This is a genomic window from Streptomyces sp. SDr-06 (assembly GCF_003324565.1).
GTDB lineage: Bacteria > Actinomycetota > Actinomycetes > Streptomycetales > Streptomycetaceae > Streptomyces.
Genome location: NZ_QOLA01000002.1, coordinates 39,552 through 58,429 on the forward strand (window position 1 = coordinate 39,552; position 18,878 = coordinate 58,429).

16 protein-coding genes are annotated in these 18,878 nt (G+C 72.2%); 6 read left to right on the forward strand and 10 right to left on the reverse strand.

All coding sequences use genetic code 11. The features are described 5' to 3' along the window. Position 1: 1 nt before the first annotated feature. The 3 genes from DT019_RS04565 to fabG form a co-directional block, all read right to left on the reverse strand. The gene (locus tag DT019_RS04565; RefSeq protein ID WP_223279300.1) at positions 2 to 1,525 is read right to left on the reverse strand and encodes a class I adenylate-forming enzyme family protein; all 1,524 of its coding nucleotides are present in this window, start codon (positions 1,523 to 1,525) and stop codon (positions 2 to 4) included. Beyond that, entirely contained in the window at positions 1,518 to 2,468 is a 951-nt protein-coding gene (locus DT019_RS04570) for an aromatase/cyclase (protein WP_114035340.1), read from the reverse strand. Before DT019_RS04570 ends, DT019_RS04565 begins: the two co-directional genes overlap by 8 nt. Positions 2,469 to 2,543: 75 nt before the next feature. Then, the gene (gene fabG, locus DT019_RS04575; RefSeq protein WP_114035341.1) at positions 2,544 to 3,341 is read right to left on the reverse strand and encodes a 3-oxoacyl-ACP reductase FabG; all 798 of its coding nucleotides are present in this window, start codon (positions 3,339 to 3,341) and stop codon (positions 2,544 to 2,546) included. 166 nt (positions 3,342 to 3,507) lie between these two features. On the opposite strand from fabG, the gene DT019_RS04580 reads away from it, so the two are divergent. Next, positions 3,508 to 3,951, forward strand: a complete 444-nt coding sequence (locus DT019_RS04580; protein WP_114035342.1) for a nuclear transport factor 2 family protein — start codon at positions 3,508 to 3,510, stop codon at positions 3,949 to 3,951. A gap of 406 nt (positions 3,952 to 4,357) precedes the next feature. On the opposite strand, the gene DT019_RS04585 is transcribed toward DT019_RS04580, so the two are convergent. The 6 genes from DT019_RS04585 to DT019_RS04610 form a co-directional block, all read right to left on the reverse strand. Next, positions 4,358 to 4,615: an acyl carrier protein gene (locus DT019_RS04585; RefSeq protein WP_114035343.1), complete on the reverse strand. Its 258-nt coding sequence runs from the start codon at positions 4,613 to 4,615 to the stop codon at positions 4,358 to 4,360. Between the two features lie 40 nt (positions 4,616 to 4,655). Then, positions 4,656 to 5,903, reverse strand: a complete 1,248-nt coding sequence (locus tag DT019_RS04590) for a ketosynthase chain-length factor (RefSeq protein WP_114035344.1) — start codon at positions 5,901 to 5,903, stop codon at positions 4,656 to 4,658. After that, positions 5,900 to 7,171, reverse strand: a complete 1,272-nt coding sequence (locus tag DT019_RS04595; RefSeq protein WP_114035345.1) for a beta-ketoacyl-[acyl-carrier-protein] synthase family protein — start codon at positions 7,169 to 7,171, stop codon at positions 5,900 to 5,902. The genes DT019_RS04590 and DT019_RS04595 overlap by 4 nt, the downstream gene beginning before the upstream one ends. Before the next feature lie 60 nt (positions 7,172 to 7,231). Next, the gene (locus tag DT019_RS04600; RefSeq protein ID WP_114035346.1) at positions 7,232 to 8,080 is read right to left on the reverse strand and encodes a thioesterase II family protein; all 849 of its coding nucleotides are present in this window, start codon (positions 8,078 to 8,080) and stop codon (positions 7,232 to 7,234) included. Beyond that, complete coding sequence (locus DT019_RS04605) at positions 8,077 to 8,847, reverse strand: cyclase family protein (RefSeq protein WP_114035347.1); 771 nt, start codon at positions 8,845 to 8,847, stop codon at positions 8,077 to 8,079. The genes DT019_RS04600 and DT019_RS04605 overlap by 4 nt, the downstream gene beginning before the upstream one ends. Before the next feature lie 160 nt (positions 8,848 to 9,007). Then, positions 9,008 to 9,826: an AfsR/SARP family transcriptional regulator gene (locus DT019_RS04610; protein WP_114035348.1), complete on the reverse strand. Its 819-nt coding sequence runs from the start codon at positions 9,824 to 9,826 to the stop codon at positions 9,008 to 9,010. Positions 9,827 to 10,123: 297 nt separating this feature from the next. On the opposite strand from DT019_RS04610, the gene DT019_RS39405 reads away from it, so the two are divergent. The 5 genes from DT019_RS39405 (at position 10,124) to DT019_RS04630 (ending at position 18,297) form a co-directional block, all read left to right on the forward strand. Next, positions 10,124 to 10,288, forward strand: coding sequence for a hypothetical protein (locus tag DT019_RS39405; RefSeq protein WP_189389173.1), 165 nt, complete (start codon positions 10,124 to 10,126; stop codon positions 10,286 to 10,288). Continuing rightward, on the forward strand, positions 10,288 to 12,570 hold the full coding sequence (locus tag DT019_RS04615) for a TOMM precursor leader peptide-binding protein (RefSeq protein ID WP_114035349.1): 2,283 nt from the start codon (positions 10,288 to 10,290) through the stop codon (positions 12,568 to 12,570). Before DT019_RS39405 ends, DT019_RS04615 begins: the two co-directional genes overlap by 1 nt. Before the next feature lie 59 nt (positions 12,571 to 12,629). After that, the gene (locus tag DT019_RS04620; RefSeq protein WP_114035350.1) at positions 12,630 to 13,274 is read left to right on the forward strand and encodes a hypothetical protein; all 645 of its coding nucleotides are present in this window, start codon (positions 12,630 to 12,632) and stop codon (positions 13,272 to 13,274) included. Between the two features lie 209 nt (positions 13,275 to 13,483). Continuing rightward, positions 13,484 to 15,730 carry a sensor histidine kinase gene (locus DT019_RS04625; protein WP_147267273.1) on the forward strand — a complete coding sequence of 749 codons (2,247 nt, stop codon included), beginning with the start codon at positions 13,484 to 13,486 and terminating at the stop codon, positions 15,728 to 15,730. An 83-nt stretch (positions 15,731 to 15,813) separates the two neighbouring features. Then, entirely contained in the window at positions 15,814 to 18,297 is a 2,484-nt protein-coding gene (locus DT019_RS04630; RefSeq protein WP_114035352.1) for a sensor histidine kinase, read from the forward strand. On the opposite strand, the gene DT019_RS04635 is transcribed toward DT019_RS04630, so the two are convergent. Continuing rightward, positions 18,230 to 18,844, reverse strand: a complete 615-nt coding sequence (locus DT019_RS04635; protein ID WP_114035353.1) for a DNA-binding response regulator — start codon at positions 18,842 to 18,844, stop codon at positions 18,230 to 18,232. The genes DT019_RS04630 and DT019_RS04635 overlap by 68 nt on opposite strands. Positions 18,845 to 18,878: the final 34 nt, after the last annotated feature.

The window sequence follows — 18,878 nt, forward strand, 5'->3', positions numbered from 1 at the left end:
TTCAGCTCGCGACGGGTTGGCGGCCGGTCAACTGCTCGGCCAATACGCGGCGTTGGATCTTTCCGTTGCCCGTGCGCGGGATCGCGTCGAGCGTCCTTGCGTCCCGGACGTGCTGGTAGTACGGCAGGGCGTCGTTGGCCCGGGCGACGACGTCCGCGAGGTCGTCCGGGTGGGCTCCGGCGAGCACCACCAGGGCGCCCGCGACCGCGCCGTGCTCGACGTCGGCGAGCTCGACCACGACGACATCGGCGACCCGCGGGTCGCGGCGCAGCACGCGCTCCACGTCCGAGGGCGCGACGAGGAAGTTGTCGCACTTGAAGACGTCCTTGAGCCGGTCCACCAGGAACAGCCGGCCGTCCTCGTCGACCCGGCCGACGTCCCCGGTGCTCAGCCAGCCGTCCGGCTCCAGGCCGGTGCCGTCGGGCCCGCCCGCGTACCCCTGCATCACCTGCGGGCCGCGCAGCTGCACCTCGCCGACGGAGCCCGGCGCGAGCACCGCGCGCGAGTCGATGTCCACCACGCGGCACTCGGTTCCGGCGACCGGGGTGCCGACCGAGCCGTGCACCGGGTGGTCGGGGTCGTCGCTGTGCGTCAGCGGCGAGGTCTCGGCGAGGCCGTACCCCTGGAAGACCGGCACGCCGAACCGCTTGGACAGGCGCCGGGCGGCCGGCACCGGCAGGCCCGAGCCGCCCGAGGCGATCCGCCGCACCGTCGTCATCGAGACGGAGTCGAGGTCCGGGTCGGCCGCGAGCCGGGCGAGCCGCACCGGCAGGCTGTAGAGGATGGTGGCCCGGTGCCGGTTGGCGGTCATCAGCGCGGCGTACGGCTCCGGCGCGGCACAGAGCACCTGCGTCGCACCGGCAGCGATGGCCGAGTTGAGGTGCATCGGGTGGTAGGTGGGCAGGTGGTTGAGGCTGACCGTGTCGCCGTCAAGGCGGTGTGCCCGCGCGATCTGCGCCGCGTTGACGGTCACGTTGCGGTGGCTGAGCCGGACCGCCTTGGGGCGACCGGTGGTGCCGCTGGTGAACTGGAGGGCCGCGGTGTCCCCGGGCCCCTTGGCGTGGGCGGCGAGGGGTCGGTCGGAGGCGAGGACGTTCAGGCCGTCCGTGCCGGCGCCGATCAGCACGACCTCGCGCAGCCGGGGCAGCCGGTCGCGGACGTTCTCCAGGCGGGCGTTCAGGACCGGGTCGAGCAGGACCACCGAGGCCCCGCCGAGACCGAGCACGTGCAGCAGGTCGTCCTCGCGCAGCAGCGGGTTGACCACCGCCACGGTGTGCCCGGCCCGTACCGCCGCGTAGTACGCGACGGCGACGTCCGGGTGCAGCACGGTGCCGACCGCCACCACCGTGGGCTCGGGGGCGAGCGCCCGGAGCCCGGCGGCGACGGCGGTGACCCGTGCGTCGAAGGCGGCGTAGTCCATCGTGAAGTCGTCGGTGACCACGGCCCGGCGCGCGGGGTGCGCGGCGGCCGCCCGGGACAGCAGCTGGTCCAGCCGGTCCGGCACCTCGGGCAGGGTGTCAGTCACGGAGCGCCTCCGCGTAACCGCGGGCCAGCTTCAGGGTGTTGGTGGAGTTGGTGGACAGCGCGCGGTGCACGTAGGCACGGGCGTCGGCGACGGTCTTGCCCTCGCCGAGGTACTTCTCGATCGTGTCGGTCCGCAGCGTGACGGTGTGCCGGGACGTCACGTCGACCCCGCCCTCGACCTCGACGATGGTCCAGCGGCCGGTGTGGGCGGTCATGAGACCGGGCACGGTGGTCTGCTTGTAGACGATGCGGTCCGGCGCGAAGACCACGCGGATCGACTCGGTGGTGTGGACCGAACCGTCGGCGGTGCTGGTGTCCATCGCCATGACCTGCACACCGGGCTCGTCCTCGGTCAGATCCAGGCGCGCCACGTGCGGCAGCCGCTCGGGCCACAGGTCGGCCCGGTTCAGGAAGTCGAAGACGTCCGCGGCGTCCGCCTTCATGTGGACGGTGTCGTCGAAGGTGAAGACCAGGTCGCCCAACCGGGCGTGCTGCTCGGCGAGTTCCTTGATGTTGTCGAGCTCGGCCGCGCTGTTGCGGTCCACGGCCTGGTTGATCCAGTCCACCGCGTCGGGGGCGTCGTCGACGGCCTCGAAGTCGTGGTGGAGTTCGAGCAGCGAGGTGTCGGCGTCCACGGGCGAGACCACCCAGGCGCCGCCCATGCCGGCCACCGGCGGCGTGGAGACCTCCTGGCGGAAGTCGACCCGCAGGCGCTCCGGGTCGAAGGTGCGGCGCGAGATCCAGTTCTTGACGGCGCCGTTGGCGGTCGCCCAGATGTGGATGCGCTCGGAGCGGTCGTCCTGCTCCAGGTGCTCGACGTGCACGTTGGGGCCGAAGTACTGCGGCCACTTGCTGACATCGGCGACGATCCCGTACACGACCTCGGCGGGGGCGGCGACGGCGACGCTGTGGAGGGTGTGGTGCTTCGTTCCGGTCACGGACACGGGAAATTCCTTCGGTGGTCGGGGAGTTGAGGGGAGCCGTCGGGCTCGTCGTCGGCGCCGGCCGGCGCCTCGGGGTCAGAAGTTGCCGAGACCGCCGCAGACGTTGAGGGCCTGCGCGGTGATGGAGGCGGCCGTGTCGGTGGCCAGGTAGCCGACGAGACCGGCGACCTCCTCCGGGGTGGAGTAGCGGCCCAGCGGGATCTTCGCGGTGAACTTGGCCATGATCGCGTCCTCGGAGGTGTCGTACGCCTGGGCGTAGCCCTGCCGCACGCGCTGCGCCATCGGCGTCTCGACGTAGCCGGGGCAGACCGCGTTCACGGTGATGCCGGTCGGGGCGAGCTCGTTGCCGAGCGCCTTGGTGAAGCCGACCACGCCGTGCTTGGACGCGGAGTACGGGGCGCCGAGCACCACACCCTGCTTGCCCGCGGTGGAGGCGATGTTGATGATCCGGCCCCAGCCGCGCTCGCGCATGCCGCCGACGTTGAGCACCTCGCGGGTGACCCGGAACACGCTGTTCAGGTTGGTGTCGATGACGTCGTCCCACACCTCGTCCGACACGTCGGCGGTCACGCCGCCGCCGCTGCGGCCGGCGTTGTTGACCACGACGTCGACCCGGCCGTACGTGGCTACGGCGGCCGCCACGAGCGCCTTGACGGAGTCGGCGCTGCGGACGTCGGCGGTGGTGCCCGACACCTCAAGGCCCTCCTCGCGGAGCTCCTTCACGGTGAGCTCGACGGACTCGGAGCCGCGCGCGCAGACGAACACCGCGAGACCGGCCCGGCCCAGCGCCCGCGCCGACGCGAGACCGATCCCGCTGGTCCCGCCGGTGATGAGCGCGACCCGGCGCTCGCTGGTGTCCTGGGGCTGAGTCATACGAATCTCCTCGGATGAGTGGGTGTACGGGGGCCAACGTGCCCAGGGCCACTCGAACGGGTATCGAGCGGGGCTGGACCTCGGCGCCCCGACCGGGCCCCCAGCGGCGTTCGAGCGGGGGCCGCCAGGCTGCGGAGGCAGGAAGATCCAGGAGGAGAGGACCCCCATGAGCGTCACCGAGCTGCCGCAGGCCGCCACCACCGCCGGGCTGTACACGGAGATCCAGCAGTTCTACGCGCAGCAGATGCATCTGCTCGACGACGGCAAGGTCGAGGAGTGGGCCCACACCTTCACCACCGACGGTGTGTTCGCCGCCAACGCGCAGCCCGTGCCGGCGGTCGGCCGCGAGGCCATCACCGCCGCCGCGGCCGCGGCCACCGAGGCGTACGCCAAGGCCGGCGTCCAGCGCCGCCACTGGCTGGGCATGGTCTCGGTCGAGTCGGTCGACGGCGACGTCGTCAACGCGCGCTGCTACGCCCTGGTCATCGAGACCCCGCGCGGCGGGCGCCCCGAGATCAAGGCGAGCACGCTGTGTGAGGACCGGATCGTGCGGGTGGGTGGTGCCTGGCAGATCGAGGACCGTCAGATCACCCGGGACGACCTGATCTGACCCTCGCCCGGGGCCACCCCGGCCCGCTCCCTGGGCCCGCCCCGGCCCCGCTGCCTGGGCCTGCCCCGGCACCCCGAGACAAGTGCCCGCACGCGAATCCCCCGGCGTGCGGGCACTTTCGCATGCGCGGCGGGGGCGTGTTCTGCGCAGTTCCCCGCGCCCCTCAACCCTCTCGATCCTGCGGACCGTGGTCGCTTGTCGCGCAGTTCCCCGCGCCCCTGGGGGTCCGGTGCTGGCCTGCACGGCATCTTTAGCCCGTCCGGCGATTGAGGACGAGCGCCCTTGAGGCGCGATCGGGGGTTCGGGGGCGGAGCCCCTGAGCAGGGGCTGGGGCGTCGGCCCAGGGGGTATGGCGAGGGCCGCCGTCCCGGGAGGGGGCGGCGGCCCTGGGGGCGCGGCGGAAGAGTTACGCCGCGGCCGTCGCGGTCGTCAGGCACTCGTTGATGAACTCCAGCAGCAGGCGGGGCGTGGACGCCTCCGCCACCGTGTCGTCGGACAGCTGGATCTGGTAGTCCCGCTCGATGACCCCCGTGACCTGGAGGATCGCGAGGGAGTCGTAGCCCAGGTCGTCGAACGGCACGTCCAGGACGTCACCGTCCAGGTCGATGCCCTCGCCGACACCGGCGCACTCGCGCAGCAGCGTGGTCAGTTCCTTGAGATTCATGAAGCTCGCCTCTCTCAATCCCGAATGAAAACAGTGGAGTTCAGTGGGCCGCGGTCACGACGGCCGCGGCGTTGAAGCCGCCGGTCCCGCGCGCCAGTACGAGTGCGGTGCGGACCGGGCCGCGCCGGGCCTCGGTGACCAGGTCGAGCGCGTCGGCCGCGACCGGCGATGTGACGTTGACGGTCGGCGGGATCACCGCGTCCCGGATGGAGAGCAGCGCCGCCGCCAGGTCGAGCGAGGCGCCACCGGCCGACAGCCGGCCCGTCATGGTCTTGGGGGCCGTCACGGGCACTCCGCGGGGGCCGAACAGCGCGGTGAGGGCCGCTTCCTCCTGGCGGTCGAGCTCCGGCACCCCGGACGCGTCGGCGAAGACGACGTCCACGTCCGACGCGCTCAACCCGGCCTCGGCGAGGGCGAGTTCGGCGGCGCGGCGCAGGCCCGGCTCGCCGCCGCGACCCGGCGCCGGGTCGAAGGTGGCCGCGTAACCCGAGAGCTGTCCGTAGATCCGGGCGCCGCGCTCGCGGGCCGCCTCGGCGTCCTCCAGGACGAGGATGGCGCCGCCCTCACCGGCGACGTATCCGCTGGCCTCGCTGTCGAAGGGCAGGAACGCGCGTGCCGGGTCGGCGACCGGGCTCATCCGCCCGCCGGCGAGCTGCGCGGTCCAGCCCCAGGGGCAGACCGCGCCGTCCACGCCGCCGGTGACGATGAGCTTGCTGCCCTTGCGCAGCTGGCGCCGGGCCTGGGCGACCGCGTCGAGGCCGCCCGCCTGCTCGGTGACCAGGACGCCGCTGGGTCCGCGCAGCCCGTGCCGGATGGAGATCTGGCCGGTGTTGACGGCGTAGAACCAGGCGTACGACTGGTAGGCGGAGACGTACTGGCCGCCCTTGCTCCACAGCGCCTGGAGCTCGCGCTGGCCGAACTCGAAGCCGCCCGCGGAGGCCGCGGTGACCGCGCCGGCCGAGTACTGCGGCATCTCGGCCGGGTCGGCGCCGGAGTCCTCCAGGGCCTCCTTGGCCGCGGTCAGGGCGAGCCGGGTCATGTGGTCGGTCTGCGGGAGCAGCCGGCTCGGGATGTGCTCCTCGGCGTCGAAGCCGGGCACCTCGCCCGCGAGGGTGGCCGGGTAGCCGGAGGCGTCGAAGCGGGAGACCGGGCGGATGCCGCTCTCGCCCGCCACGGTCGCCTCCCACCAGGCCCGCGTACCGAGGCCGTTGGGGGCGGTGACGCCGATGCCGGTGAACACCGCGGTGGCGGAGCGCACCGCCGTACGTTCGAGCAGCTCGCTCGTCATGCCGTCTTCCTCCGCTCGGGCTTGGTGAGCACGATCGCGCTCTGGAAACCGCCGAAGCCGCTGCCCACGCTGAGCACCGTGTTGATGTCGCGCTCGCGGGCGTGGATCGGGGTGTAGTCGAGGTCGCACTTGGGGTCGGCCTCGTGCAGGTTCGCGGTCGGCGGCACCATGCCGTGCTCGATGGCCAGCGCGGACGCGGCGATCTCCAGGGAGCCGATCGCGCCGAGCGAGTGCCCGATCATCGACTTGATGGAGGAGACGGGCGTCGCGTACGCGTGGTCGCCGAGGCTCTTCTTGAACGCGGCCGTCTCGTGGCGGTCGTTCTGGAGCGTGCCCGAGCCGTGCGCGTTGATGTAGTCGATGTCGGTGCCGGGGATGCCGGCCTCCTGGAGCGCGGCTCCGATCGCCTCGGCCATCTCCGCGCCGTCGGCCCGCAGACCCGTCATGTTGTACGCGTTGGAGCGGGAGGCGAACCCGGCGATCTCGGCGTAGATGTGCGCGCCGCGCGCCACGGCCTGCTCGTACTCCTCCAGCACGAACACCGCGCTGCCCTCGCCGAGCACGAAGCCGTTGCGGGACTTGTCGAAGGGCCGCGAGGCGGTCTCCGGCTCGTCGTTGCGGTTCGACGTCGCCTTGATGGCGTCGAAGCAGGCGACGGAGATCGGCGAGATGGGCGCCTCGGTGGCACCGGCGATCATGACGTCGGCGCTGCCCTCGCGGATCAGCTCGACGGCGTGGCCGACCGAGTCGAGACCCGAGGTGCAGCCGGTGGAGACCACGGCGGTGGGGCCCTGCGCGCCGAACTCCCAGGCCACCTCGGCCGCGAACGAGCTGGGCACGAAGTAGTCGTACAGGTGCGGCACGGCCCGCTCGTGGTCGACCAGCCACTCGGCGCCGTTGTTGCTGACCGCCGCGTACTCGTAGTCGAGCCCGGTGGTCGCGCCGACGGCGCTGCCGATGGTGACGCCGGTGCGGAACGGGTCGACGCCCGTCATGTCGAGGCCGCTGTCGGAGACCGCCTCACGGGCGCCGACCAGCGCGAACTGGGCGGCCCTGTCGAGACGTGCGGCCTGTTCCTCGGTCAGCCCCTGGGCGACCGGGTCGAAGTCGACCTCGGCGGCGATCCTCGACCGGAAGGCCGAGGCGTCGAAGAGCGAGACGGCCCTGGTCGCGGTGCGTCCCGCGGTCAGCAGGGACCAGTACTCCTTGGTGCCGACGCCCCCGGGGGCGACCACACCGATTCCGGTGATGACTACGCGTCGGCTCACCTGTCCCCCTCGTTGGTCCTGGCGTGGGGGTGCGCCCCGGGAATGTGCAGCACGGCTGCGTCACCTCTCTGATAGGTCCGCTGTCAGATCCGCTGTCGGAAGGAGTCTCGTCCCGCCCTCTTGACGCCCGCTCGACTCGCCGCCGTACTCCCCCTTGAGCGATTCCCGCAGCTCCAGGGCCACCTCGCGCAGCAGCTCGGGCACCCCGCGCTCGCGTACGAAGAAGTGGTCGCCGGGCAGGGTCTGGAGCCGGAAGCGGGTCACCGAGTAGTCGGCCCACTCGGCCACCTCCCACAGCGGTGCGATGGGGTCGTCGCGGCCGGCCAGCGCCATCAGCGGGGTGCCGACCGCCTTGTCCGCGTTGACCTGGCAGAGCGCCTCGCCCAGCCTGAGGTCGTCGCGGAGCGCCGGGATCACCTGGCGCTGCCACAGCGAGCGGTCCCGGCCCGCGGCCTCGGGCGGCGCGGCCTCCAGGTCGACCAGCAGGTCGATGAGTTCGTGGTCGGGCAGCCGGGCCCCGCGCAGCAGCGTGTTGCGCAGGTGCGGCGGCGGTACGGCGCCGATCACCAGACGGGCCGGCGGCAGCAGCCCGTCGTCCTCCAGGGTCCGCGTCAGCGCGTGCGCGACCAGACCGCCGAGGCTGTGCCCGTACAGGAGGTAGGGGCGGTCGAGCAGCGGGGTGATCAACTCCCGCAGTTCATTCATGAGTTCGGTGGCGTCGGTGATCCGGGCCTCCTTGGCGCGCGGGCCCCGGCCCGGCAGCAGCACCGGCACCACCTCGGCCGTGTCGCCGAGGATCCGCTGCCACTTGGCGAAGGAGGAGATCCCGGCCCCCGCGTGGTGGAAGCAGAACAGCCAGGGCGTCACGGTGTCCTCCCGGTCCTCCCGTGTGGCGCTCCCGGATCTCATGCGTCGATCAGGGCGACGGCCCGGGTCCAGCCCGCCCCCGCTCCGGCGATCTTCACGGGGAAGCAGGACACCCGGAAGCCGTGCGTGGGCAGGGTGTCGAGCTGCGCGAGCCGCTCGACCTGGCAGTACTCGCGGCGCCGGCCGGCGAAGTGGGCCGGCCAGAGCACCGACTTGTCGCCGGTCTCCTGGAAGGTGCGGATCATGTGCCCGAAGGGGGCGTCCAGGCTCCACGCGTCGGTGCCGATGACGCGTACGCCGAGGTCGAGCAGGAAGTCGGTGGCGGCGCCGTCGAGACCGGCGAAGTCGGTGAAGTAGCGTGGGGTGCCCGCGTGTTGTGAAGCTCCGGTGTGCAGCATGACGATGTCGAGCGGCTGCGGGGTGTACCCGATCTCGGCGATCTGCTTCTCGATGCGCTCGACCCCGATGGCGCCGATGCCGACGTCGCTCACGTCGAGCACGACGGCCGGGCGCAGGAACCAGTCGAGCGGCATCTCGTCGATGTGCCGCGGCCGCCCGTAGTCGCCGACCGAGCCGTAGTGCGAGGGCGCGTCCACGTGGGTGCCGGTGTGGCTGGTCAGGGTGAGCGTGTCCAGGGAGAGCAGTTCGCCCCCGGGCAGGTCGGCCGGATCGAAGTCGAGCCCGAAGTGCTCCTTCATCTCCGCCGCCATGTGTGCGGCGCCCTCGGCGGGCGTCATGATCTTGTGGATGATCGGGTCCGGCTCCCAGCCGGCCGCGTCCACGGGCGAGGACAGATCGATGACTCGCAAGGTGAAAACCCCCAAGGTCGTTGGCGACGGTCGGGGGCACTGTGCGGGCGCCCACTGGAGGGCGGATCGAGCCGCGCACGCGTCGGACCCCGCCCTGTGGGGGGAGAGGGCGGGGTCCGGACGCGTTGCTGCCGGGCGGTCCAGGCCGCCCGTGCGCCGCTCAGGCGGCGAAGAGGTCGAGCACCGGGCGGCGCCCGGCCTGGTGCGAGTCCAGCGCCGGGTCACCGGCGAGGACCGCGCGGTGCAGCTGCTGGAGCCGCGCCGAGGGGTCGAGCCCCAGCTCGTCGGCGAGCCCCCGCCGCAGGTTCTGGAACACGTCCAGGGCCTGCCACTGCCGGCCGGACCGGTACAGCGCCACCATGCACTGGGCGTGCAGGCCCTCGTGCAGCGGGTGACGGGCCGTCAGGGAGGTGAGTTCCGCCAGCAGTTGCATGTGCCGGCCGAGCCGCAGGTCGGAGTCGATCCGCTGCTCCAGAACACCGAGCCGGCTCTCCTCCAGGCGGACGAGCTCGATCTCCAGGAGCGGGCCGAGCCGCACGTCCACCAGGGCCGGACCGCGCCACATGCCGAGCGCCTCGCGGTAGAGCGCGGCCGCGCTCTCGTCGTCACCGCGCTCGGCGGCGCCGCGTCCGGTCGCCACCAGGCGGTCGTACTCGTGCACGTCCACCGAACCCGGCGTGACCTCCAGGAGGTAGCCGCCGTGCCGGGTGGCGAGCACCTCACGGGCGGTGTACGGGCTGTCCGGGCCGAGCGCACCCGCGATCAGCCGGCGCAGCTGGAGGATGTACGTCTGCAGGGTGGTCAGCGCGCTGCGGGGCATGTCCGCCCCCCAGATCTCCTCCATCAGCGTCGGAACGGGCATGACCTGGTTCGCGTACACCGACAGCAGCGCCAGTATCTGCCGGGGCTTGCCGGCGCTCGGGACGACCGACGTGCCGCCCGACTCGGCCATGAGCGGACCGAGAACCTTGATCTCCATGGGATTCCTCCGGGGTCGGATCTGCCGGATGACCCGATGGTTTCGGACCCGGCTCCAAGCACCCTCAAAAGCTGTCATCCACGCCCCGTTCAGGGCAGTGCCGGGCTCCTGAACCCGGCATGTGAGTGTCCTGGGAAGGGGTATGAAAGTTTCATGTGCATCCCGTGACCGCGGCACTGGGGCGGATCCGGCCGACCCGGCAGAGTTCTGGACGTCGGCCCGACCAGGAGTCGAGTACCGACGGCTAGGGGGTCAGGTCCCCCAGCCTCCGTCAGCTGTCTGCCAGGGGGAAGAACCATGAACGCGAACGTCGGCCTCTCAGTGTCCGTCCTTGATGACCTCGTGATCGAGGAGTTCGGCCGGCAGGCGGCCTTCAGCCAGGCTCCCGCCGGGACCTGGGGTTCCGGTGTCGCCCAGACCCCGGTCTCCATCGCCGCCGAGACCGCCCGGCGCACCGTCTGATGGGGGCCGTCCGGACCGCCGCCCCGCTCCTCGGGTTCAAGCCGCACCTGCGGGTCGAGCAGGTGCCCGGTGAAGCGGTGTACCTGATCTCCGACCAGCGGGTGACCGCACTGCACGGCGAGCAGATCGCCCGCCTCGCCCCCCTCCTCGACGGCACCCGCCCCCTGGAGCGCATCGCCCAGGACGCGGCGGATGCCCTGCCCTCTGGGCAGGCGGCCCGGCTGGTGTCGCGGCTGACCGGCGCCGGGCTGCTCTGCGGCCGCGAGCGCCGGGTGTCGCCGCGGGAGGCGGCCGAGCAGGCGTACTGGGAAGCGGCGGGACTGGACGGCAACCGGGCGGCGACCACCCTCGCGCAGGGTGTGGTCCGTGTCGTGTCGGTCGGCAGCGCGGACGAGGGCGAGCTGTCCGCGGCCCTCGCCGCCGCCGGACTCGACACCACCGGCGAGGCCCGCGCCGACCTCACCCTCGTCCTCTGCGACGACTACCTCGACCCCGAACTCGCCGTCGTCGACGCGGAGTTCCGCGCTTCGGGCCGACGCTGGCTGCCGGTGAAGACCGAGGGCACCGAGATGTGGATCGGCCCCTTCTTCGGGGACGAGGACGGACCCTGCTGGGCCTGTCTGGCCGAGCGCCTGTGGCGCAGCCGCCCGGTGGAGGCCCACGTCCAGCGCATGCTGGGCCGCTCGGGACCGATACCCCGCCCTTCGTGCACGCTGCCCGCCGCCCGGCTCGCCGCCCTCCAGCTGGCGGGGCTGGAAGCCGCCAAGTGGCTGGCGGGTTACCGGGACGCGGGCCAGCAGGCGCTGCGCACGCTCGACGGGCTCACCCTCGCCGGGGAGCTCCATCCCGTCGTGCGCCGCCCGCAGTGCCCGAGCTGCGGCGAGCCCGCGATGACCGCCGCGCAGGTGCGGACGCCGGTCGTGCTGCGCTCACGCATCAAGCGGGACACCGGCGGGAACGGCCACCGCAGCCTCACGCCCCAGCAACTCCTCGACCGTTTCGGTCACTTGGTGGACCCGGTCACCGGCCTGGTGCGCGGCATCGTCCGCAACGCATGCGGCCCCGAGTTCTTCAACTCCTTCTCGGCCGGCCTCAACCCGGCCGCCGGAACCCAGGGCCTGGGTGCGATACGCGGCGGCCTGCGCGCCTCCTGCGGCGGCAAGGGCGCCACCGAGATCCAGGCCAGGGTCAGCGCTCTCGCCGAGGCCCTCGAACGCCACTCCGGCCACTTCGAGGGCGGTGAGGCGACGGTCCGCGGCAGCTACCGCGAACTGGCCGCCGACGCCCTCCACCCCGACATGGTCCAGCTCTACGACGAGCGGCAGTACGCCGGCCGCGCCGAGTGGAACGAGGCGCACGGCCCCTTCCAGTACGTCGCCGACCCCTTCGACGAGGAGAGACCTACCGACTGGACCCCGCTGTGGTCGGTGACCGAGCAGCGGCACAAGCTGCTCCCGACCGCGCTGCTCTACTACGGGGTGCCCCAGGCGCCCGGCGCGTTCTCCTGCCTGGCCACCTCGAACGGCACGGCCGCCGGGGGGACGGTGGAGGACGCCGTGCTCCAAGGTTTCCTCGAACTCGTCGAGCGGGACGCGCTGGCGCTGTGGTGGTACAACCGCACCCGCCACCCCGCGGTGGACCTCGACGCCTTCGACGACCCGTGGATCGCCGAACTCCAGCGCGTGCACGCCTCGTTGGGGCGTGAGGTGTGGGTCCTCGACCTCACCGCCGACCTCGGCATCCCCGTCATGGCCGCACTGTCGAGGATTGCGCATGCCGAACCTGGGCAGCGGCAAGACATCATGTTCGGCTTCGGCGCCCACTTCGACCCCGCGATCGCGCTCCGTCGCGCCCTGACCGAGCTGAACCAGATGATGCCGCACGTGGTGGCACCCGACGGCAGCGTCTCCCGCGCGGCCGCCGAGGACCCGGACGTCCGCGAGTGGCTGCGCACCGCCACCGTCGAGGGCCACCCCTACCTGCTCCCCGCCGACTGCGCCCCGACCGGGCCCGGAACGCACCCCTACACTCCCAGCGACGACCTGTACGAGGACATCGAGACGGTCGTGGAGCTGCTGCGCGGGAAGGGCATGGAACTGCTCGTCCTCGACCAGACCAGACCCGATGTCGGCCTGCCGGTCGTCAAGGTGGTGGTGCCCGGACTCAGACCCCACTGGGCGCGCTTCGCCCCCGGACGCCTCTTCGACGTTCCGGTGCGGCTCGGCAGACTGGTCGCGCCCACCCGGTACGAGGACCTCAACCCGGTCCCGCTCTTCCTCTGAACCAGTTGACCTCGCACCTCGCACGCGAACCACACCCTGCCGGTGGAAGGACCCCCCTCATGCGTATCGACCGCCTCGCGGCCCGTGAACTCGGTGAGTTCTGGTCGCTGCGCGAGGACGTCATGGTGCTCTTCGGCCAGAGCACCGTGCTGCGCACGCCCTGGGGGGAACTGCGCCTGGAGCGGCCGGGCCCGCTGCTGCGCGAGGCGTTGCACCGGATGCAGCTGGGCCCGGTGAGCCTCGGCAACGTGGTGCCGGGCTTCCCCGGGTACGAGGTGCCGAAGCGGGAGTGGAACGAGGCGTCGCGAGAGCTGCTGGATGCCCTGGAGCCCCTCCAGCACCTGATCGTGCGGCACCTCGCGATCGGTGCCTCGCCGCTCCTGAGCGTCGTCCCGCTTTCGCCGCGGGCCACGTTCCGCCCGCCGTCCACAGCACCCGGGGCCGAGTTCCGGGTGCCCGACGCCGTGGTGCTGCGCAGGCCGGGAGACGACCCGGTGCTCGCGCGGGAGGGCTGTGACCACCGCGTCGAGCTGCACGGTCCCGACGCGTCGCGGCTGCTGGATCATCTCCGGGAAGGGAGCGGCGATTTCCGGCCATCGCTCGACGCTCCGCTGCCGCAGAACGTCGTCAGAGCGGCGCGCGCCTACACGGTCGCCGCGGGGATGCTCTTCGCGCCCGATCTCAAGGGCGCGGCCCAACTGTGAGAACCGGCTGAGCACTACAGGTCCGGCCATCGGATTGCCTATGATCCGGTCCGGAGACGTGCTTCTGACCGGGCACCGAAAACCATGGGGGACAGTTGAAAGCAGAAGTAGCCGAGAGGTCCGGGAGGATATCCACGGACATCGGCACCGTGGAGCTTCCGCCCCGTAAGGCGATAGCGGTGACCGCGGCTGCGTTGCTGGGGTTTTTCGTGATCGACGGCGTTTTCGTCTGGGCCGAGAATCCGCCCCTGTGGGAACGCGTCGCCGCACTGTGCGGTTTCGCCGCGATCCTGGGCTTGCAGCTGTGCCACTCCTTCCCGCAGCTCCTGCCGAACCTCTACCGTTTCCGGTACGCGACCTGGTCCCTTCAAGCCGTTCTGGCCTATGTGCCGATCCATCTGTTCGGCTCCGCGTGGAGCGGGATGGCGGAATTCCTGACCGCCTCCTCGGTCCTGGTGTTCCCGGCGGCGATCGGCTGGCCGCTCTTCGGCGTGGGTGTGTTCACCTGTTGGTACCTGTACAGCGGGGACCCCGCCAGTACGGTGGCCTACAACGTCCTCGAGGGCGCGCTGATCCCGTTGATCATCATCGGGCTCTCCCGCCTGTCCGACCTGATCGTCAAGCTGCACCGTTCCCGTGAGGAACTGTCCCGCCTCGCCGTCGCCGGAGAGCGCCTGCGCTTCGCCCGCGATCTGCACGACGTCCTCGGATACAGCCTCTCGGCCGTCTCCCTCAAATGCGAGCTCGCCTACCGGCTGCTCGCGGACGCCCCCGCCAAGGCGCAGGAAGAACTCGGCGAAGTGCTGCGCACCTCGCGCAAGGCGCTCGCCGATGTGCGTTCGGTCAGCCGCGGATATCGCGAGATGTCACTGGCGGGCGAGGCCAATGCCGCCGTCTCCATGCTGTCCGCCGCCGGTATCCGTACATCGTTGAAATTCGAGGCCGGTGCGTTGCCGACGGCGGTCGACACCGTGCTGGCCACCGCGCTGCGCGAGGGTCTGACCAACATGCTGCGGCACAGCAAGGCCGAGAGCTGCGAGATCCGGGCCGAGCGGACGGGGGCCGGCGCCATGCTGGTTCTGGCCAACGACGGCATCGGGCGCGGGCGCCCCGCCAAGAGCGGCGCCGGCAGCGGACTCGCGACGCTCGACAGCCGCGTGCGGAAGCTCGGCGGCACCCTCGAGTACGGCTGCGACGGCCAGGGCTGGTTCCGTCTCCAGGCGACCGTGCCGGTGCCCGACCGGGCCGAACCGGATCAGGGCGCGGACCGCGTGGCCGCCGTGGAGGCGGACGAGCCCGAGCCGTCGGCGGCGCGGCCCCAGGGCCACCGGGACCTGGTGCCCCGGGCCGCCTCGGCGATCGCGTTCACGGTCCTGGTGGGGTACTTCCTCGCGTACTCCCTGGTCGCCCTGTCCTACGAGCCGCCGCTCGGCAAGGCCGTGGTGGTGGAACTCTGCATGTTCGCCACGCTCGTCCTCCAGCTCCTGGTCTCCTTCCAGTGGCGGCTCAACCGATGGTCCGGCCGTCCCGGCCTGCTGAGGTACGGCTCCCTCGCCGGGCTGGTGCTGCTCCAGGCCGTGCCCTGGGCCTTCTTCGGCCCGACCTGGCTGGGCATGCCGGGCTTCGTCGCCGGCGCGGCGCTGCTCGTGCTGCCGACGTTCCCGGCCTGGTCCCTGGCCGTCGCGGTGACGGTCGCCGGCGACATCGCCCTTCACCAGATGGGCGGGGCCACCACCGACCTGATCTACACGACCTGCTACACCCTCATCTGCGGCCTCGTGGTGTTCGGCCTGTCGCGCATGGCGCAGCTGGCGTCCGAACTGCACTGGTCCCGCACGGAGATCGCCCGCCTGGCGGTGACGACGGAGCGTCTCCGGTTCGCTCGGGATCTGCACGATCTGCTCGGATTCAGCCTGTCCGCGATCACGTTGAAGTGTGAGTTGGTGCGGCGGTTGGCGCAGGGCAGGCCGGTGCAGGCGCAGGAGGAGTTGACCGAGGTGCTGCAGATCGCGCGTCAGGCGTTGGCCGATGTGCGGACGGTGGCGGAGGGGCGGCAGCGGATGAGCCTGACCGCGGAGGCGGAGAACGCCACCGCGATGCTGGCCGGGGTGGGGATCCGGGCGACCGTGGACACGGACTGCGGTGAGCTGCCCGGGGATGTCGAGACGGTGCTCGCGACGATGCTGCGCGAGGGCCTGACGAACATGCTGCGGCACAGCAAGGCCGTCCACTGTGAGATCACGGCGGTGCGCACCGCGGCCGGGGTGCGGCTCACGCTGGTCAACGACGGTGTGGACGGGTGCGCCGCGCCGGGCCTCGACTCGAAGGTCGACGGCGGCAGCGGGATCGGGAATCTGACCACGCGGGTGAACGCGGTGAACGGGCGGCTGGCGGCGGGGGCCCGGCCGGACGGCTGGTTCGAGCTGACGGCGGAAGTGGAACTGCTCGCCGCCTGAGCAGGGGGGCCACCGGGCGCCGCGCGGGTCGCGCGCCGCGCCACCGCCACAACCGAAGAGGCAAGCAAGCTCATGGGGGAGACTTGGGGACCGATGCGGGCGGCCGCACCGACGGGGAGCCGGTGTGGGGGGACGGGGGTGTGCTGCCGCGGCGTACGGCGGTCGCCATCACCGCGGGGGTGCTGCTCGGCTTCGTCGTCATCGACGGCAGCCACGTCTGGGCCGAACATCCCTCCGTGTGGCACAGGTCGGCCGCCGCGCTCGGCTTCGTGGCGATCATGGGGCTCCAACTGGCCCACTCCTTCCCCGGATTCCTGCCGCGGCTCGGGCGCCTGCGGTACGCGACCTGGCTGCTGCTCGGACTGCTGGCGTACGCGCCGATCAGCGTGTTCGGGGCCGCGTGGGGCGGGATGGCGGAGTTCCTGACCGCCTCCTGCGTGCTGGTCTTCCCGGCGGCGGTCGGCCGGCCGCTGTTCGCCTGTGCGGTCGTGGCGCAGTGCGTGCTGTTCTGCCGATTCGGCTTCGGCACCGGGGAGTTCGTGTACGGCTGCGCCGAAGCGGTGCTGATTCCGCTGGTCGTCGTCGGGCTCTCGCGGATGTCCGACATGATCGACCGGCTGCACCGCTCGCGCGAGGAGCTCTCGCGGCTGGCCGTCGCGGGCGAGCGGTTACGGTTCGCGCGGGACCTGCACGAGGTGCTCGGCCTCAGCCTCGTGGCGGTCTCCCTCAAGTGCGAACTGGCGTACCGGCTGCTCGCGGACGCTCCCGCCAGGGCGTACGAGGAGCTGGGGGAGGCGCTGCGCACCTCGCGCAAGGCGCTCGCCGATGTGCGCTCCGTCAGCCGCGGCTACCGCCAGATGTCCCTGTCGGACGAGGCGAACGCGGCGGTCGCGATGCTCTCGGCGGCGGGCATCGACACCACCGTGCGCCACCGCTGCGGCGACCTGCCCGCCTCCGTGGACACCGTCCTTGCCACCGTGCTCGGCGAGGGGCTGACGAACATGCTGCGGCACAGCAGGGCCGAGCGCTGCGTGATCACCACCGAGTGCGGGGGCGGTGTCGTCGTGCTGGTGCTCGGCAACGACGGCGTCGGCCGGACGGGACCGTCGGCCTCCGGGGCCGGGCTGGCCGCGCTCGACTCCCGTCTGCGTGAACTCGGCGGCACCCTCACCCATGGGGCCGACGGCCGGGGCTGGTTCCGGCTGCGGGCGGTCGTGCCGCTGCGGCCCAGCGCGGAGCCGGCGGGGCCGCGGCGGCGCGCCCGGGCCACCGGCGACCGGAGCAGGGCGGGGCGGCCCGGCAGCACCGACCTGATGCCCCGGGCCGCGGGCGCGATCACCCTCGCCGTCCTGGTCGGCTACTTCCTGTCGTACTCGGCCGAAGGCTGGTCCTACGCGCCGTACGCGCGCGGGCTGCCCACCGTCGAACTCTGTCTGCTCGGCTGCCTCGCGCTCCAGCTCGCCGAGTCCTTCCACGGGCGCTTCGCCTGGGGGGCGCGCTGGACGGGTGGGCTGCGGTACGGGGCGCTGGGGGCGCAGGCGCTGCTCCAGTTCGCGCCGTTCCTGGTGTTCGGCAGGGCGTGGGCGGGCATCCCCGGGTTCCTCGCCGGGTCGGCGCTGCTCGCGCTGCCGACGGTGGCGGGCTGGCCGGTCCTGGTCCTGGTCACCGTGGCGAGCGACGCCGCGCAGTACGCGGTCGGGGTCCCGGCGCAGGACGTGATCTACGAGACCGCGTACACCCCGATCTGCGCCGTGGTCGTCTTCGGGCTGACCAGGATGGCCCAGCTGGCCTGCGAACTCCACCGCTCCCGCGCCCGGATCGCGCGCCTGGCGGTGACGACCGAGCGGCTGCGCTTCGCCCGGGACCTGCACGATCTGCTCGGCTTCAGCCTGTCCGCGATCACGCTCAAGTGCGAGCTGGTACGGCGGCTCGCGCCGGACCGGCCGGAGCAGGCGCGGCTTGAGCTGACCGAGGTGCTCGGCATCGTCCGGGACGCGCTCGCCGATGTGCGGACGGTGGCGGGCGGCAGCCGGCGGATGTGCCTGAGCGCGGAGGCCGAGCACGCCATGGCGGTGCTCTGCGGTGTGGGCATCGACGCCACCGTCCGGCTCGACTGCGGTGAGCTGCCCGATGATGTGGAGACCGTGCTCGCCACGCTGGTGCGCGAGGGTCTGACGAACATGCTGCGGCACAGCAGGCCGAAGTGGTGCGAGATCAGCGCCGAGCGGACGGCGGACGCGGTGCGGCTGAGCCTCGTCAACGACGGGGTGGGTCGGCCGGGCGACCCCTTTCTCGCCTCGCGGCTCGGCGGCGGCAGCGGGATCGGCAATCTGACGTCGCGGATCGAGGCGGTCAACGGGCGGCTCACGGCGGGCCCGCGGCCCGACGGCCGGTTCGAGCTCAGGGCCGAGGTCGAGCTCCGGGCGGCCCGGGGTCAGGGCGGAACGCCCTGCGGAAACGTTTCGGCCGGGGCTGATGCGGCAGCCCCGGACCCGGTCGTCAGACCGAGTGCAGCCAGCCGGCCTCGCGGGCGATGCGGATCGCGTCGACCCGGTTACGCGCGTTGAGTTTGCTGACGGCCGACGTCAGGTAGTTGCGTACGGTGCCGGACGAGAGGTGGAGGCGGGACGCGATCTGGCCGGCCTCCATGCCCTCGGAGGCCAGCTGGAGCACCTCCTGCTCCCGATCGGTGAGCGGGGACGGGCCCGAGTCCAGCGTGGCCAGCGCCAGTTGCGGGTCGATGACGCGCTCGCCCGCCGCCACCTGGCGGATCGCGGCGCAGAGGCTGTCGGGGTCGGAGTCCTTGGGGAGGAAACCGGAGACATGGGCGGCCAGCGCCCGTCTCAGGTTCCCGGGTCTGCCCAGGCTGGTCAGGATGAGCGTGCGGCACTCCGGTACCGAGGTGTGCAGCCCGGCGGCGGCGGTGATGCCGTCGGTGCCGGGCAGGTCGATGTCGAGAACGGCGACATCCGGCCGCATCGCCATCGCGGTCGGCACGATGTCCGTGCCCGACGACAGCTCGGCGACCACTTCCAGATCGGACTCCAGTTCAATGAGCGACACCAATGCCTTGCGCAGCATATGCATGTCTTCGGCAATCAGAACGCGCACCATGGTGCCCCCCGTTGTGCTGGATCATGGGTCGGTT

Excerpts from the sequence above, each read along its gene's own strand:
- DT019_RS04585 (WP_114035343.1), bottom strand. The coding sequence starts at position 4,615 with ATGAATCTCAAGGAACTGACCACGCTGCTGCGCGAGTGCGCCGGTGTC.
- DT019_RS39405 (WP_189389173.1), top strand. The coding sequence starts at position 10,124 with ATGAACGCGAACGTCGGCCTCTCAGTGTCCGTCCTTGATGACCTCGTG.
- DT019_RS04635 (WP_114035353.1), bottom strand. The coding sequence starts at position 18,844 with ATGGTGCGCGTTCTGATTGCCGAAGACATGCATATGCTGCGCAAGGCA.
- fabG (WP_114035341.1), bottom strand. The coding sequence starts at position 3,341 with ATGACTCAGCCCCAGGACACCAGCGAGCGCCGGGTCGCGCTCATCACC.
- DT019_RS04610 (WP_114035348.1), bottom strand. The coding sequence starts at position 9,826 with ATGGAGATCAAGGTTCTCGGTCCGCTCATGGCCGAGTCGGGCGGCACG.
- DT019_RS04615 (WP_114035349.1), top strand. The coding sequence starts at position 10,288 with ATGGGGGCCGTCCGGACCGCCGCCCCGCTCCTCGGGTTCAAGCCGCAC.
- DT019_RS04600 (WP_114035346.1), bottom strand. The coding sequence starts at position 8,080 with ATGAGATCCGGGAGCGCCACACGGGAGGACCGGGAGGACACCGTGACG.
- DT019_RS04590 (WP_114035344.1), bottom strand. The coding sequence starts at position 5,903 with ATGACGAGCGAGCTGCTCGAACGTACGGCGGTGCGCTCCGCCACCGCG.
- DT019_RS04620 (WP_114035350.1), top strand. The coding sequence starts at position 12,630 with ATGCGTATCGACCGCCTCGCGGCCCGTGAACTCGGTGAGTTCTGGTCG.
- DT019_RS04580 (WP_114035342.1), top strand. The coding sequence starts at position 3,508 with ATGAGCGTCACCGAGCTGCCGCAGGCCGCCACCACCGCCGGGCTGTAC.